We start from the raw sequence: 14,193 nt of genomic DNA on the forward strand, positions 1-14,193 counted from the left end.
GATTACTTCTTACCCAACATGGACAGCGCCGCCCGAAGCGCGGAAGCCGTGGTGGCCTCGGGATCGTTGGCCAGCACCTTGTCGGTGGCCTCCTCGGCCTGCTTGGCGGCAAAGCCAAGTCCGACAAGGGCTTCCACCACCGGGGCGCGCACCGCGTGGCCCGTGAACCCGCCGCCTGCTCCGGCAGTGACCGCCCCGATCTTGTCGCGCAGTTCGAGCACCATCCGCTCGGCACCACGTTTGCCGATGCCGGGTACCCGGGTCAGCGCCGTCACGTCGCCATCGGCCAGAGCCTGCCGCAGGGCCTGTGGGTCGTAGACCGCCAGCGTGGCCAACGCGATCTTCGGACCGACCCCGGACACCCCCAACAGCGTGAGGAACAGATCGCGGGCTTCCCCGTCGGCAAACCCGTACAGCGTCATCGAATCCTCGCGCACGATCATCGCGGTGATCAGCCGGGATTCGGCGCCGCGGCGCAGCGTGGCCAGAGTCGACGGGGTGGCCATCACCTTGTAGCCGACTCCGGCCGCCTCGATCACCGCGTGGTCGAGGGCGATGTCGATGACCTCGCCGCGCACCGAGGCGATCATGCCCGGGCCGCCTTGAGCTTCGCCGCGTACTTGCGGCGCTGTTCGGCGGCCAGCGCTTCGGCGGCGGCCATCCGCGCGATCATCGGCGCGCGCCAGCAGTGACAGATGGCAAGGGCCAGCGCGTCAGCGGCGTCCGCCGGCGTCGGCTTGGCTTGCAGCGCAAGAATTCTGGTGATCATCTCGGTGACCTGCGCCTTGTCGGCGCGGCCGTTACCGGTGACCGCCGCCTTGACCTCTGACGGCGTGTGAAAGTGAACCTCGATGTCGCGGCGGGCCGCGGCCAGTGCTATCACCCCGCCGGCCTGGGCGGTGCCCATCACGGTCGACACGTTCTGCTGGGCGAAGACCCGTTCGATGGCGATCACGTCGGGACGGTGGGTGTCCATCCAGTACTCGGCCACGTCGCTGATCTCCAGCAGCCGTTTCTGCAGCGGCGCGTCGGCCGGGGTGCGGACCACATCCACATCCAGCGCGGTGACCTGCCGGCCGCGACCGCTCTCGACCACCGACAGGCCGCAGCGTGTCAACCCGGGATCCACTCCCATCACCCGCACACGAACCCCTTCGTCAGAACATCTGTTCGAGAGCCTAGCGTGAGCCGGCGCCGGCCCGCCGCAGGGACACGCTCACATCCGTAGGGTCGAAGCTATGCGCGTAGTGATAGCCGGCGGGCACGGCAAGATCGCCCTGATTCTCGAGCAGTTGTTATCCGCACGCGGCGACGACGTGGCCGGCCTCATCCGCAACCCCGATCAGGCTGACGACCTGCGGGCCGCCGGGGCCGAGGCCGTCGTTGTGGACCTGGAGCGAGCGTCGGTGGATGAGGTGGCCGATGCGCTGCGCGGGGCCGACGCCGTCGTGTTCGCGGCCGGCGCCGGGCCGGGCAGCGGCGCGGCCCGCAAGCAGACCGTGGACCGTGATGCCGCGATCCTCCTGGCCGATGCGGCAGAAGCCGCGGGAGTCAGCCGGTATGTGATGGTCTCGGCCATGGCCGCCGACGACCGGTCGCTGGACGCCGGCTACGACGAGGTGTTCCTGGCCTACATGCACGCCAAATCCGAGGCCGACGCCGATGTGCGGGCGCGCACCGCACTGCGCACCACGATCGTGCGCCCGGGCGGGCTCACCGACGAACCGGGCACCGGAAAGGTCACCATCGCCGAATCGACGGGCCGCGGCACCATTCCGCGCGCCGACGTCGCGCAGGTGCTGCTCGCCGTCCTGCACGAGCCTGAGACCGCCGGGCGGACCTTCGAGGTGATCTCCGGTCAGACTCCTATCGACGCAGCGCTGCACCCGACGCGATGAACGACTTGATCTGATCGATGCGGGCGCTGGTCGCGCCCCAGCCACGCACGGCTTCCTCACTGACGATCTTGCGGTCACGGCGAATCACGATGATCCACGGTGTGCCGAACAGTGAACGGGCCAGCACCCAGAGCGGCAGCAGGAGCAGCAACAGCAGGAACTCGGCAGCCACCAGCAGCGCCAACACCAGGGCCGGGACCAACAGCACCACAAGCGCGATGTTCAGCACGATGCTGATGATGTCGTCCCCGTCGGTGAAGGACGCGTCGCCAAAACCCCACTCGTCTGGCATCTTTCGGCGTGGACGCCACGGCACCCAGCGCCGGCGCACCGTCCACTTGACGCCCTCAGGGTCGAGGACGCCCGCCATCACTCCTCGTCGAGCTGCGCGGCGACATCGTCAGGGATGTCGATGTTGGTGTACACCTCTTGCACGTCGTCGCTGTCCTCCAGCGCGTCGACGAGCTTGAGCACCTTGCTGGCGCCTTCCAGATCGACGGGCACCGTGACCGACGGTTGGAAGCTCGCCTCGGCCGAGTCGTAGTCGATGCCGGCTTCCTGCAGCGCGGTGCGCACCGCGACCAGGTCGGTCGGCTCGCAGATGATCTCGAACGAGTCGTCGAGGTCGTTGACCTCCTCGGCGCCGGCCTCCAGTACGGCCATCAACACGTCGTCTTCGGTCAGGCCGTTCTTCTCCAGCGTCACCACGCCCTTGCGGGAGAAGAGGTAGGCCACCGAGCCCGGATCGGCCATATTTCCGCCGTTGCGGGTCATCGCGACGCGCACCTCGCCGGCCGCGCGGTTGCGGTTGTCGGTCAGGCACTCGATGAGCACCGCCACACCGTTGGGGCCGTAACCCTCGTAGGTGATGTTCTGCCAGTCGGCGCCGCCGGCCTCTTCACCACCGCCGCGCTTGCGGGCCCGCTCGATGTTGTCGTTGGGCACCGAGCTCTTCTTGGCCTTCTGGATGGCGTCGTAGAGGGTCGGATTGCCGGCCGGGTCTCCCCCGCCGACACGTGCCGCGACCTCGATGTTCTTGATCAACTTGGCGAACATCTTGCCGCGCTTGGCGTCGATGACGGCCTTCTTGTGCTTGGTGGTGGCCCACTTGGAATGGCCGCTCATGCAGGTACGCCCCTTTTCCGGTTAAAACTCCGGCCCTCCAGTTTACGTGGCCGGTCTCCCCGCGTTCGATACGACGCCTACAGTCCCTGCAGCAAGACCATCGTCGTCACCGCGGCGGCACCGCACAGGGCCGGCCAGTACCAGATGTGCCAGTGCCGCCAATGTCCGATCGCCATGCCGACGGGCGCGAGCACGACGCTCGCCACGGTCAGCATCGCCCAGCCCGTCACCGTCGCGGCCTCACCGGCCTGTTCAGGAACCGCCCCGCTGAAGCCCACGGGGAAGATTGCCGCCAACGCCAGCAACAGGGCGATCAGGCCAACCAGGGCCCATACGGCCCAACTCATCACCGACTCGACGACGCCTGGCCGCCGAACCGACGCTGGGGACGAGACGGACATGCACGGAGCGTACGCCGATCCGCCGGTTTTACCCGGCACCAATCGGCAGCGCCGTATTGGTCACCCCTACCGTGATCGACGTCGGTACCGGACCGAAGAGTCCGCCGGCCGATCTCGGAATCCGGTCGACCACGAACCACGGAGAGAGACACATGGATCAAGACACGTACGACAAGGGACTGGCGATCCGCACAGCGGTGCTCGGTGAGGACTACGTCCGCAAGGCGGCCGGCAACGTCGACGCGTTCTCCAAGCCACTGCAGGACCTGGTCACCGAGTACTGCTGGGGCGCGGTCTGGGGCCGCGAGGGTCTGGAGCTGAAAACCCGCAGCATGCTGAACCTCGCGATGATCGCGGTGCTCAACCGGCCCAACGAGTTGAGCACACACATCCGCGGCGCCCTCACCAACGGTGTCACCCGCGAGGAGATCTGCGAGATATTCCTGCAGGTGGGCGTCTACGCGGGCATCCCCTCGGCGGTCGACAGCTTCCGGGCGGCCCGCGCCGTGTTCGCCGACCTCGACCAGGAGCCCGCGTGAATCCCGCGATCGGCTTCATCGGCCTGGGCAACATGGGGTGGCCCATGATGAACCGGCTGCTGACGGCCGGATTTCCCGTGGTGGCCTTCGACGTGCGCGCGGCTGTTCTGGCGGAGGCGACCGCGCTGGGCGCACAACCCGCAGATTCGGTGTGCGCGGTGGCCGACCGGGCCGCGACGCTACTGGCCAGCCTGCCCACCCCGCAGATCTCCGAGTCCGTGGTGGCCGAAGTCGCGGCAGGGTCGCGGGTTCAGCGGTTCGTCGACCTGTCCACGGTGGGAGGACAAGCCGCGCAACGCAATCACGCAGTCCTCGGCGCGCAGGGCATCGCGGCGCTCGACAGCCCGGTCAGCGGTGGAATGCACGGCGCCGAGGCCGGAACCCTGGCCATCATGGTGTCCGGACCGCGCAGCGAATTCGATTCGCTGTCAACGGTTTTCGAAGTGCTCGGCCGGGCCATCTTCGTGTCCGAACAGCCCGGCGCGGCACAGACCATGAAGTTGATCAACAACCTGATGGCGGCCACCACCCTGGCCGCGACCGCAGAGGTGATGGTGATGGGTGTCAAGGCCGGTCTGAGTGCCGACGTGATGATCGACGTCCTCAACGCCGGATCCGGTGGCACGCACGCCAGCCGCGACAAGTTCCCGCGAGCGGTACTCCCCCGCACGTTCGACTACGGGTTCGCCACCGGCCTGATGGCCAAAGATGTCGGGCTGTACCTGGCTGAGGCCACCTCGCTGGGCCTGCCCGTCGAGATGGCCGAGACCGTGCAGCGGATCTGGGAGAACACACTGCACGCCGAGGGCCCCGACTCCGACTTCACCTCAGTCGTCAAACCGATGGAGAAGGCCGCGGGGGTGATCGTCGAGGGCGCCCGGCGATGAGCATGCGCGGCAAGACCTGCCGCGGCTATTTCCTGAGTGGTGCGCGCAGGTCGTACACGGTGTCCGAACCGATCTTGGTCGAGGTGAAGTTGGCTTTCACCCAGTCGGAGATGTCGGTGTGGGAGTTGTTGCCGAAGAAGCCGCCGTGGTCGTTCTTGGACTCGGGGAGGATGTAGTAGGTGATCTGACGGTCGGCGACGTAGTTCTGGAACTGCTCGAGCGTCGGCACCGGATCGGTTCCGGTGAAGCCGCCGATCGCCATTACTGCGGTGTGGGTGGCCAATTCGAGCCCGGACGCGGCCCCTGACCGGTTGATCGCCGCCGACCATGTGGTGCTGGTGCCCCGGAGCATCGCGTTCAACTCGGGATTGTCCGAAGTCCATCCGTGCCCGTGGTTGTCGTCCGGATCGGCCGGCCCCACACTCGGACCACCTCCGGTGTGCGGCTGGCCCAGGGTGGCCACCGTATAGGCGGTCGTCCCGGCCAGTCCACCCGCCAGCGCTGCCGCCAGCGCGACGATCGCGACGGCGCGGTGCCCACCGCGCAGCGCCGCGAGCAGGACCGCAACGGAGGCCACGGCCGACACCAGGATCGCCCACCGCAGGCCCGGCAGCCACGACGCGTTGCGGCCCAGGATCCAGAAGCCCCACACCGCGGCCCCCAGAAGCATGGTGGCCAAACCGATCTGGCCCAGCCGGTCATCGCGTCGGTGCCACATCTCGGCCACGCCGATCGCGAACATCGCCGCCATGGCCGGAGCCAGGGATAGGCAGTAATAGGGATGGACCATGCTTTTCATGAAGCTCAGTACCAGCCCGTCGATCAACAGCCAGCTGCCGAACAGGATGGTGCCGGCCCGCACGAGGTCGGTTCGGGGGCGGCCGCGCCGCGAGATCAGTACCAACACCGCTGCGACCAGGGCGGCGGGCAGCAGCCACCCGATCTCGAAACCGAACTCACCGGTGAACAGGCGTGGCAGGCCCTGGGTCTGATCGCCCCAACCGCCATGGTGTGGCCCGGCGGCGGGATGGGCGTCGGGGTTGATGCCGTAGTGGTTGTGGCCGAGAACGCGGCCGAACCCGTTGTAGCCCAACACCAGATTCATGAAGTTGTTGTCGGTGGACCCCGCCAGGTAGGGCCGTGACGACGCCGGCCACGCCAGGGTGAGCAGCACGAACCAGCCGGACGCCGCCAAAAACGCGGTCAGTGAGCCCAACAGGTGCAGCAGGCGCACCCGCATCGCTGCCGGTGCGGCGATCAGGTACACCAACCCGATCGCCGGCATCACCATCAGCCCTTCGAGCATCTTGGCCAGGAACGCGAAGCCGAGGGCGACGCCGGCGAGCGCCATCCAGCGGGCTCCGTTGTGTTCCAGTGCGCGGACCGCACAATAGGCGGCGGCCGTCATCAACAGGACCATCACCGCGTCGGGGTTGTTGAAGCGGAACATCAACGCTGCCACCGGCGTCAGCGCCAGCACGGCGCCGGCCAGCAGGGCCGCCCGCGGTCCGCTGATCCGGCGGACCGCACCGTAGAGCAATGCCACTGAGCCGACGCCCATGAGCGCCTCGGGGATGAGCATGCCGGCGCTGCTGAACCCGAACAGCTGACCCGACAGACCCATCACCCACTGGGACACCGGCGGCTTGTCCACGGTGATGAAATTGGCCGGGTCCAGCGAACCGAACAGCAACGCTTTCCAGTTGAGCGACCCCGCCCAGACAGACGCCGCGTAGAACTGGTTGCCCATGCCGTTTACGGTGATGTTCCACAGGTAGGCCAGCGCCGTGGCGACCAGCAGAGCGGGCAGCGCCAGGCGCTCGCGAGCGATCCACGGGCTGCTGGGCGGGACTTCGAGGGCAGGCTCGGCGGAGGCATCCTCCAACGTCGTCGTCACAGGACCATTAAGTCGGCGCCAGATGTGACCGAGCTATGGGGCCGCCGTGGCTTTGCTGTGATGCATCAGCGCGGGGGTCGGTGCTATCGCCCTACCCAGAGCGGGATCGGATCGTCCGGGTGATCGACAATCCGAAAATCCTGTGCCGGCGCGATCGCAGTGGTCCGCGGCACCAGGGTCACCGCATCAGACCGGCCACCGTCGATCTCGATCGTCACGACAATCACCGCTGCGTCGGCAAGCATCTGCGGGGACGAGCCACCGTCGACGGAGATCCCGGTGTCCTCAACGGACACGACCGTGGCAGTACGGGTGCAATTGCCCGCGAAGCCCAGCGCGTCGGCCTGCTCGTGCCGGCGCACCGCCGTCATCGCCAACCGCTCGCAGGCCGCTCGTGCGGCAAAGGCGTCGGCGCGAAGAAGCGTTCTCATCACCCACCGGCTCATCCGCTCCGTGGCGGTCAGCGCGGATACCGCGTCGAGTTCTTCTGGCGTGTACGCCCACTCCCTCGGCAGCCAGCCGCCCTCCCGCGGAGTCTTCCAGTAGTACTTGCCTGTGCTCACGTGGTGTCGGATGGTCACACCCCGATTCTTCGGGCCGGCGGCGGCTACCGATCACAGGTGTCGCGGGAACTACAAAGAGTCGACGAACAGCTTGTGAATGCGGCGGTCCCCGGTCATCTCCGGGTGAAACGACGTCGCCAGCATCGAGCCCTGGCGCACCGCGACGATGTGGCCGGCGGCGCGGGCCAGCACCTTGACGCCGTCGCCCACCCGCTCGACCCACGGCGCCCGGATGAACACCGCGTGTACCGGGGTGTCGAGGCCCTCGAAGTCGATGTCACCTTCGAAGGAATCGACTTGACGGCCAAAAGCATTGCGCCGCACCGTCATGTCGATACCACCGAGCGGAACGGCCTCGCGTCCGGGCGTGCCTGCGTCGTTGATTTCACCGGCCAGCAGGATCATCCCGGCACACGAGCCGTAGCACGGCAGTCCGTCGGCGATGCGGGCCCGCAGCGGTTCGAGCAGTTCGAATTCACGAAGCAGGTGGCTCATCGCGGTGGACTCGCCGCCGGGGATCACCAGCGCGTCGACCGCGTCGAGTTCGGAAAGTCGCCGCACCGTGCCTGCTTCGGCGCCCGCCTCACGCAGCGCAGCGAGATGCTCGCGGGTGTCCCCCTGTAGCGCGAGCACCCCGACCCGGGGACTCACGAGCCTTCCGGTGGCGCGAAGTTGCGCTGGTAGCGGGTCAGCCCCTCCTGCATCACCGCGGCCACCATCTCGCCGTAGCGGTTGAAGATCTTCCCCTGGGTCAGGGAACGCCCGCCACAGGCCGAGGGCGAGGACTGGTCGTAGAGCAACCACTCGTCGGCCCGGAACGGCCGCATGAACCACATCGCGTGGTCGAGTGAGGCCACCATCAGGTGCTTACGCACATCCAGGTGGTTGACCTGGGCCGAACCCAGCAAGGTCAGATCGCTCATGTAGGCCAGCGCACAGATGTGCAGCACATGATCGTCGGGCAGCGGGTCGCGATGACGGAACCACACCTGCTGCTGAGACGCCTTGCCGGGAATCCGCGCCACGAGGTCCCGGGGCACGATCCGGACATCCCATTCGTCGAACTGGGCGAAACCGGCGTCGTCGAACGCTCCACCCGACCGGAACCCGGGCAGGTCGTCGGGGCCCGGGGCCTCGGGCATCACGTCCTGATGCTCGATGCCGGACTGGTCGGTCTGGAAGGACGCCGACATCGTGAAGATCGTCTCACCGTGCTGGATCGCGCTCACCCGGCGCGTGCAGAACGAGCCGCCGTCACGGATGCGCTCGACGGTGTACACCGACGGCGCGCGGGCATCGCCGGGCCGCAGGAAGTAGCCGTGCAGGGAGTGCACCTGGAACGTCGGCTCGACCGTGCGCACCGCCGACACCAGCGACTGGCCGGCCACGTGACCGCCGAAGGTTCGCTGCAGGAAACCCGACTCCGGGCTGAACACCCCGCCGCGATAGATGTTGACCTCGAGCTGTTCCAGATCGAGGATCTCTTCAATCGCCATAGGAGGTATTTACCAGCCGCGCTCGGCGAGCCGGTGCGGCTGGGCGATCTCCTCGACGTTGATACCGACCATGGCCTCGCCCAGACCGCGCGACACCTTGGCCAACACGTCGGGATCGTCGTAGAAGGTGGTGGCCTTCACGATGGCCGCGGCGCGCTGGGCGGGGTTGCCCGATTTGAAGATGCCCGAGCCCACGAACACACCCTCGGCACCGAGCTGCATCATCATCGCCGCATCGGCCGGGGTGGCGATCCCACCGGCGGTGAACAGCGTGACCGGCAGCTTGCCGGCCCGGGCCACCTCGGCCACCAACTCATACGGGGCCTGCAGTTCCTTGGCCGCCACATACAGCTCGTCTTCGGACATCGAGGTCAGCCGGCGGATCTCGCCGCCGATCTTGCGCATGTGGGTGGTGGCATTGGAGACATCTCCGGTGCCCGCCTCACCCTTGGACCGGATCATCGCCGCGCCCTCGGTGATCCGCCGCAGCGCCTCACCCAGATTGGTCGCCCCGCACACAAAGGGCACCGTGAAGCGCCACTTGTCGATGTGGTTGGTGTAATCGGCCGGGGTCAGCACCTCGGACTCGTCGATGTAATCCACCCCGAGGCTCTGCAGGATCTGCGCCTCGACGAAGTGCCCGATGCGTGCCTTGGCCATCACCGGGATGGTGACCGCTTCGATGATGCCTTCGATCATGTCGGGATCCGACATGCGCGACACCCCGCCCTGGGCGCGGATGTCTGCGGGCACCCGTTCCAGGGCCATCACGGCCACCGCGCCCGCACCCTCGGCGATCTTGGCCTGCTCTGGGGTGACGACGTCCATGATCACGCCGCCCTTGAGCATCTCAGCCATCCCGCGCTTGACGCGCGCGGTACCGGTCTGGTTGCTCGAACCGTTCTGCGCCGCGGTTTCCACTGCTATCTCCTCCAATTGCTACTGATTCAGTCTAGTGGAGCCGCCAAATCCATTAAATCCGCAATCACCGGATGGCTTGCAGCTCGCGATGCGCGGTTCCACGCGTATTCGCCAGCGGTGCCGCCGACTGTTCGGCCAGTTCATTGGCCTGAGCCAGCAGCTCACCCAGTTGAAGCGGATACACGGCCTCCCCGCCGGCAACCAACTCGGCGATCATTGTCTCATCGCACCAGCGGTGGCCGTGAATGTAGTGCCGTTCCAGGGTCGTGCGCCCCGTCGCCGACGGCTCGAACCGGGCCGTCCGGTGGATGAAGAAGAACTCCTCGCTGCGGATCACCGAGGCGTTGAAGTCGATGACGGCGTCGCGTCGCCACACCGGCCCGACCAGGTCGGCCGGCGCCGTCCGCAACCCGGTCTCCTCGGCGAGTTCGCGGGCCGCAGCGGCGGCCAGATCTTCGCCGGGCTGGACCGCACCGCCGACGGTGAACCACCACCGCGGCGCGGGCTTGTCCGGGTCGTCGATCGCGGGGTCACTGCCGCGCAGCAGCAATACCGCCCCGGTCTCGTCGAGCAACACCACACGCGCGGACGTCCTCCGGCTGACCGGATTCACCTCAGCTTGGGATTCCGGACGCTCGACGATCTCGAAATAGGTTGGCAATGCGGCGGTTCCGCCGAGACGAAGCGCCCGCACCGCGCGGCGTTCCCGCAGCGCCAGGGTGTCGCGGACGGCGTCGTTGTGGAACCGCCGGGCCAGCAGGACCCGGGCTTCGGCATCGGCGAGTTCGGCGACCAACGCCACCGGTAGGTCCGCCGGATCGACTGCGGACAGCGCGGCCGACAGGTCGTTCTCAGCGGCTTCACGTGCCGGACGCGGGGCCCGCTCGGCGGCATCGGCCAACGCCGCGAGCCGCTTGCCCGCAGGAGCGCCCGCGTAGGCGTCGACCGCGACGGCACGGGCCACGACCGCCCGGCGGGCCAGTGCACCGTCGAGTGCCTGCCACGACAGGTCATAGCGCACGTGGAGCCGGTCCAGTCGATTGGCGGTCTGGTACGCCCACCCTCCGATGAGCAGCAGAACCACCAGTACGGCCAGCGCCGTGATCACCAACCAGGTCGGCACGTCTAGTCACCCACCTGAACTTTGACCCCGGTGCTGGCCACCGTCTCGTAAACCCGCATGATCTGACCGGCCACCACCGACCAGTCGTAGCGGGCCACCCGCTCGGTCGCTTTGTCGATGTACTGCGCGCGCAACGCGTCGTCGTCGAGCACCTCGATCAGCGCATCGGCCAGCGCATCGGCATCGCCGACCGGAACCAGCCGGCCGGCCTGCCCCTGATCGAGAACGCGGTTGAACGCGTCGAGTTCACTGGCCACCACAGGTGTCCCCGCCGCCATCGCCTCCACCAGCACGATCCCGAAACTCTCACCGCCCAGATTGGGGGCGCAATACACGTCGGCGCTGCGCATGGCCGCGGCCTTGCCGTCGTCGTCGACCTGGCCCAGGAACCGCAGGTGCTCGGCGAATTCGCCGGCCTGCTCGCGCAGCGCCTCCTCGTCACCGCGGCCCACGATCAGGATCTCGATGTCGGCGAACCGGCGCACCAGCTTGGGGAGTGCACCGAGCAGGACCGGCATGCCCTTGCGCGGCTCGTCGAACCGCCCGAGGAACAGCACGCTGCGGCCCGGACGCGGATACCCGTCGAGGCGAGGCGCATTCGCGAAGTGCGGTACGTCGACGCCGTTGGGGATCTCCACCGCATCCGAGCCGAGCGCCTCCATCTGCCAGCGCCGAGCCAGGTCCGACACCGCGATGCGGCCAACGATCTTTTCGTGGTACGGGCGCAGAATTCCCTGAAACACACTGAGCGTCAACGACTTTGTCGTCGAGGTGTGAAACGTCGCCACGATCGGCCCCTCAGCGGCCTGCAGCGCCAGCATGGACAGGCTCGGCGCGTTGGGCTCGTGCAGGTGCAGAACGTCGAAGTCCCCCTCGGCGATCCATTTCTTGACCTTGCGGTGGGTGGCCGGCCCGAACCGGAGGCGGGCCACCGATCCGTTGTAGGGAATCGGAACGGCCTTACCACCGGAGACGACGTACTCCGGCAGCTTCACATGCGGCGACGACGGGGCCAGCACACTGACGTAATGCCCGCCGGCGCGCATCACCTCGGCGAGTTGCAGCACATGGGATTGCACACCGCCCGGAACATCGAACGAGTACGGGCAGACCATCCCGATACGCATGGCTAGCTCCGTCGCCTCTTCACGCAAGCGCTCATCAGGTGGTACCCAGCCGGGCGCGACGTTCGTCGGACAGATCGGCCAGCCACTGCGGCTGGAGCATGTGCCAGTCGGCCGGATGTGCGGCGATGTTCGCCTCGAACCGGTCGGCCAGGGCCTGGGTCACCACCGCGACGTCCTTCGACGACGTGTCGAGCGCATCGAACACCTCGACCACACAGTCCTCACCGTCGTAGTGCACGTGCGCCGGGTGCAGTGGGGCACCGGTTTCGATGGCCAACTTGGCCGAACCGGCGGGCATACGGGTGAGCTCGCCGAAGAACTTCACCTCCACACCGTTGCGGGTGAGATCCCGGTCGGCCATCAGGCAGACGAACTTGTTGTCCCGCAACCGTTCCGAGAGCACCTCCAACGGCGGCCGCTCACCGCCGGACAGCGGAAACACCTCGAACCCGAGGCTCTCCCGGTAATCGATGAAGCGCCGGTACAGCGATTCGGGCTTGAGCCGCTCGGCGACCGTGGCGAAAGTGCCGAATTGCTGGGCCAGCCAGACCCCGGCCATGTCCCAGTTGCCGCTGTGCGGCAAGGCCAACACACCGCCGCGTCCGGCCTCATGGGCGGCCCGCAGCTTGTCGGCGCCGACGAAGACCTCGTCCACACGTTTGGCCACAGTGCTCAGATCCATCGACGGCAACCGGAACGCCTCCCGCCAGTACCGGGCATACGAGGCCAGTGAAGCACGCATCAACTCGTCCGGCACCTCGGCCGCGGGAACCCCGGTCACCCTGGCCAGGTTCTTGCGCAGTTGCCGCGGTCCGCCGCCGCGGGATGCATAGGCGGCACCTGCGTCGAACAGGTTGCGCGCCAGGACTTCCGGCATCGCACGCACCAGCCGCCAGCCTGCCGCATAACCCAGATCGGTCACCTGCCCGGACAGCGGAATGTTCACGAGGCTCCCGGCTCCTGTGTGTCGCCGCCCTCGGGCTGGGACGGCTGCAGCGGTTGCAGCAGATCCATGGCGCCCGGCGAGGTGCGCACGGCATGGATCCGCTGTGCCACCGTGACCACGCTGGCCAGCGCCAGCAGCCAGACGGCACCGTGCAGCAGCCAGGGCGCGTGCAGGAACGGCACGCCCGAGAGCCCCGCGCCCACCAGCACGATCACCAGGCGTTCGGGCCGCTCGATGATGCCGCCGTCGCCCCGTAGCCCACTCGCCTCGGCCCGGGCCTTGATGTAAGAGATCACCTGTGAGGTGACCAGACAGATGAGGAGCGCCACCACCAGCGTCGGGTCGTGCAGACCGAAAGCCGCCCACCACAGCAGGCCGGCGAAGATGGCGCCGTCGGCGATCCGGTCGCATGCCGCATCCAGCACCGCGCCGAACCGCGTGCCGCCGCCGCGTTCACGCGCCATGGCTCCGTCGAGCATGTCGGCCAGCACGAAGAGGAACACCGCGAACGCGCCCCAGAACAGCTGACCGATCGGGAACAACGTCAGCGCGGCGGTGACCGACCCGGCGGTGCCCACGATGGTGACGATGTCGGGAGTCAGGCCCGCGCGCAGCGCCGCCTTGGCCACCGGCCTCGACAGTTTTGTGTAGGCCGCCCGGCTCATCAGGAACAGATTGCTCACGGCTGGCGGGCCCATTCCGAGGCCAGCAGCTGCCGGGTCTCGCTCAGCAGCTGCGGAATAACCTTGGCACCACCGATGATCGTGATGAAGTTCGCGTCGCCGCCCCACCGCGGCACCACGTGCATGTGCAGGTGCTCGGCCAGTGACCCGCCGGCCGAGGTGCCCAGGTTCAACCCGACGTTGAAGCCGTGCGGACGAGAGACGGCCTTGATGACGCGGATCGCCTTCTGGGTGAATGCCATCAACTCGGCGCTCTCGGCCTCGGTCAGATCCTCGAGCTCGGACACCCGTCGATAGGGCACCACCATGAGATGACCCGGGTTGTACGGGTAGAGGTTGAGCACGGCGTACACGAGCTCGCCGCGGGCCACCATGAGCCCGTCCTCGTCGGACATCTCGGGAATGTCGGTGAACGGTTGGGATGAGCCGGCCGACCCGACCTTGTTGTCGCCCTTGACCGCATCGACGATGTAACTCATCCGGTGCGGGGTCCACAGCCGCTGCAGATGGTCGGGTTCGCCCACACCATGGTCGATGATGGACCGCTCGTCCCCCGTCATTCGCTTACCCGTCGGTTCTTCGCGCGA

General features: G+C 67.6%; 18 protein-coding genes. 3 read left to right on the forward strand and 15 right to left on the reverse strand.

Translation table 11 applies throughout. From position 1 onward, the window contains the following. Window positions 1–2: 2 nt before the first annotated feature. Both ruvA and ruvC read right to left on the reverse strand, forming a co-directional pair. The gene (gene ruvA / locus K6L26_RS18725) at window positions 3–590 is read right to left on the reverse strand and encodes a Holliday junction branch migration protein RuvA (RefSeq protein ID WP_036387818.1); all 588 of its coding nucleotides are present in this window, start codon (window positions 588–590) and stop codon (window positions 3–5) included. Beyond that, on the reverse strand, window positions 587–1,144 hold the full coding sequence (gene ruvC, locus K6L26_RS18730; RefSeq protein ID WP_036387819.1) for a crossover junction endodeoxyribonuclease RuvC: 558 nt from the start codon (window positions 1,142–1,144) through the stop codon (window positions 587–589). The genes ruvA and ruvC overlap by 4 nt, the downstream gene beginning before the upstream one ends. A 94-nt stretch (window positions 1,145–1,238) precedes the next feature. On the opposite strand from ruvC, the gene K6L26_RS18735 reads away from it, so the two are divergent. Beyond that, complete coding sequence (locus K6L26_RS18735) at window positions 1,239–1,898, forward strand: NAD(P)H-binding protein (protein WP_221851131.1); 660 nt, start codon at window positions 1,239–1,241, stop codon at window positions 1,896–1,898. Here K6L26_RS18735 and K6L26_RS18740 read toward each other — a convergent pair. The 3 genes from K6L26_RS18740 to K6L26_RS18750 form a co-directional block, all read right to left on the reverse strand. Further along, on the reverse strand, window positions 1,867–2,268 hold the full coding sequence (locus K6L26_RS18740; RefSeq protein WP_019347936.1) for a hypothetical protein: 402 nt from the start codon (window positions 2,266–2,268) through the stop codon (window positions 1,867–1,869). The genes K6L26_RS18735 and K6L26_RS18740 overlap by 32 nt on opposite strands. After that, complete coding sequence (locus K6L26_RS18745; RefSeq protein WP_221851133.1) at window positions 2,268–3,023, reverse strand: YebC/PmpR family DNA-binding transcriptional regulator; 756 nt, start codon at window positions 3,021–3,023, stop codon at window positions 2,268–2,270. Before K6L26_RS18745 ends, K6L26_RS18740 begins: the two co-directional genes overlap by 1 nt. A gap of 77 nt (window positions 3,024–3,100) precedes the next feature. Then, window positions 3,101–3,424 carry a hypothetical protein gene (locus tag K6L26_RS18750; protein WP_221851135.1) on the reverse strand — a complete coding sequence of 108 codons (324 nt, stop codon included), beginning with the start codon at window positions 3,422–3,424 and terminating at the stop codon, window positions 3,101–3,103. A gap of 152 nt (window positions 3,425–3,576) precedes the next feature. Here K6L26_RS18750 and K6L26_RS18755 point away from each other — a divergent pair, with 152 nt between their 5' ends. Together K6L26_RS18755 and K6L26_RS18760 are read left to right on the forward strand one after the other, a co-directional pair. Then, entirely contained in the window at window positions 3,577–3,963 is a 387-nt protein-coding gene (locus K6L26_RS18755; protein WP_221851137.1) for a carboxymuconolactone decarboxylase family protein, read from the forward strand. Then, window positions 3,960–4,850, forward strand: a complete 891-nt coding sequence (locus tag K6L26_RS18760; protein ID WP_221851138.1) for an NAD(P)-dependent oxidoreductase — start codon at window positions 3,960–3,962, stop codon at window positions 4,848–4,850. Before K6L26_RS18755 ends, K6L26_RS18760 begins: the two co-directional genes overlap by 4 nt. A 25-nt stretch (window positions 4,851–4,875) precedes the next feature. On the opposite strand, the gene K6L26_RS18765 is transcribed toward K6L26_RS18760, so the two are convergent. The 10 genes from K6L26_RS18765 to K6L26_RS18810 form a co-directional block, all read right to left on the reverse strand. Further along, complete coding sequence (locus K6L26_RS18765) at window positions 4,876–6,747, reverse strand: ArnT family glycosyltransferase (protein WP_221851139.1); 1,872 nt, start codon at window positions 6,745–6,747, stop codon at window positions 4,876–4,878. Window positions 6,748–6,830: 83 nt separating this feature from the next. Continuing rightward, the gene (locus tag K6L26_RS18770; RefSeq protein WP_221851141.1) at window positions 6,831–7,328 is read right to left on the reverse strand and encodes a hypothetical protein; all 498 of its coding nucleotides are present in this window, start codon (window positions 7,326–7,328) and stop codon (window positions 6,831–6,833) included. A gap of 51 nt (window positions 7,329–7,379) precedes the next feature. Further along, window positions 7,380–7,961 (reverse strand): pyridoxal 5'-phosphate synthase glutaminase subunit PdxT, encoded by a 582-nt coding sequence (pdxT, locus tag K6L26_RS18775; RefSeq protein WP_047038214.1) that lies wholly within the window; start codon window positions 7,959–7,961, stop codon window positions 7,380–7,382. Further along, entirely contained in the window at window positions 7,958–8,806 is an 849-nt protein-coding gene (tesB, locus tag K6L26_RS18780) for an acyl-CoA thioesterase II (RefSeq protein ID WP_076212446.1), read from the reverse strand. Before tesB ends, pdxT begins: the two co-directional genes overlap by 4 nt. A 9-nt stretch (window positions 8,807–8,815) precedes the next feature. Further along, window positions 8,816–9,727 (reverse strand): pyridoxal 5'-phosphate synthase lyase subunit PdxS, encoded by a 912-nt coding sequence (gene pdxS / locus K6L26_RS18785; RefSeq protein ID WP_221851143.1) that lies wholly within the window; start codon window positions 9,725–9,727, stop codon window positions 8,816–8,818. Window positions 9,728–9,791: 64 nt separating this feature from the next. Next, window positions 9,792–10,850 carry an NUDIX hydrolase gene (locus tag K6L26_RS18790; protein ID WP_221851145.1) on the reverse strand — a complete coding sequence of 353 codons (1,059 nt, stop codon included), beginning with the start codon at window positions 10,848–10,850 and terminating at the stop codon, window positions 9,792–9,794. Window positions 10,851–10,852: 2 nt separating this feature from the next. Continuing rightward, window positions 10,853–11,977: a glycosyltransferase family 4 protein gene (locus K6L26_RS18795; protein ID WP_085141298.1), complete on the reverse strand. Its 1,125-nt coding sequence runs from the start codon at window positions 11,975–11,977 to the stop codon at window positions 10,853–10,855. Window positions 11,978–12,011: 34 nt separating this feature from the next. Further along, window positions 12,012–12,923 carry a phosphatidylinositol mannoside acyltransferase gene (locus K6L26_RS18800; protein ID WP_036387851.1) on the reverse strand — a complete coding sequence of 304 codons (912 nt, stop codon included), beginning with the start codon at window positions 12,921–12,923 and terminating at the stop codon, window positions 12,012–12,014. After that, a complete protein-coding gene (pgsA, locus tag K6L26_RS18805) occupies window positions 12,920–13,606 on the reverse strand; it encodes a phosphatidylinositol phosphate synthase (RefSeq protein WP_221851147.1) in 687 nt (228 codons plus the stop codon). Before pgsA ends, K6L26_RS18800 begins: the two co-directional genes overlap by 4 nt. Further along, window positions 13,603–14,166 carry an ATP adenylyltransferase gene (locus K6L26_RS18810; protein WP_019349191.1) on the reverse strand — a complete coding sequence of 188 codons (564 nt, stop codon included), beginning with the start codon at window positions 14,164–14,166 and terminating at the stop codon, window positions 13,603–13,605. The genes pgsA and K6L26_RS18810 overlap by 4 nt, the downstream gene beginning before the upstream one ends. Between the last annotated feature and the right edge of the window lie 27 nt (window positions 14,167–14,193).

Source organism: Mycobacterium farcinogenes, from assembly GCF_019739075.1.
Taxonomy (GTDB): Bacteria; Actinomycetota; Actinomycetes; order Mycobacteriales; family Mycobacteriaceae; genus Mycobacterium; species Mycobacterium senegalense.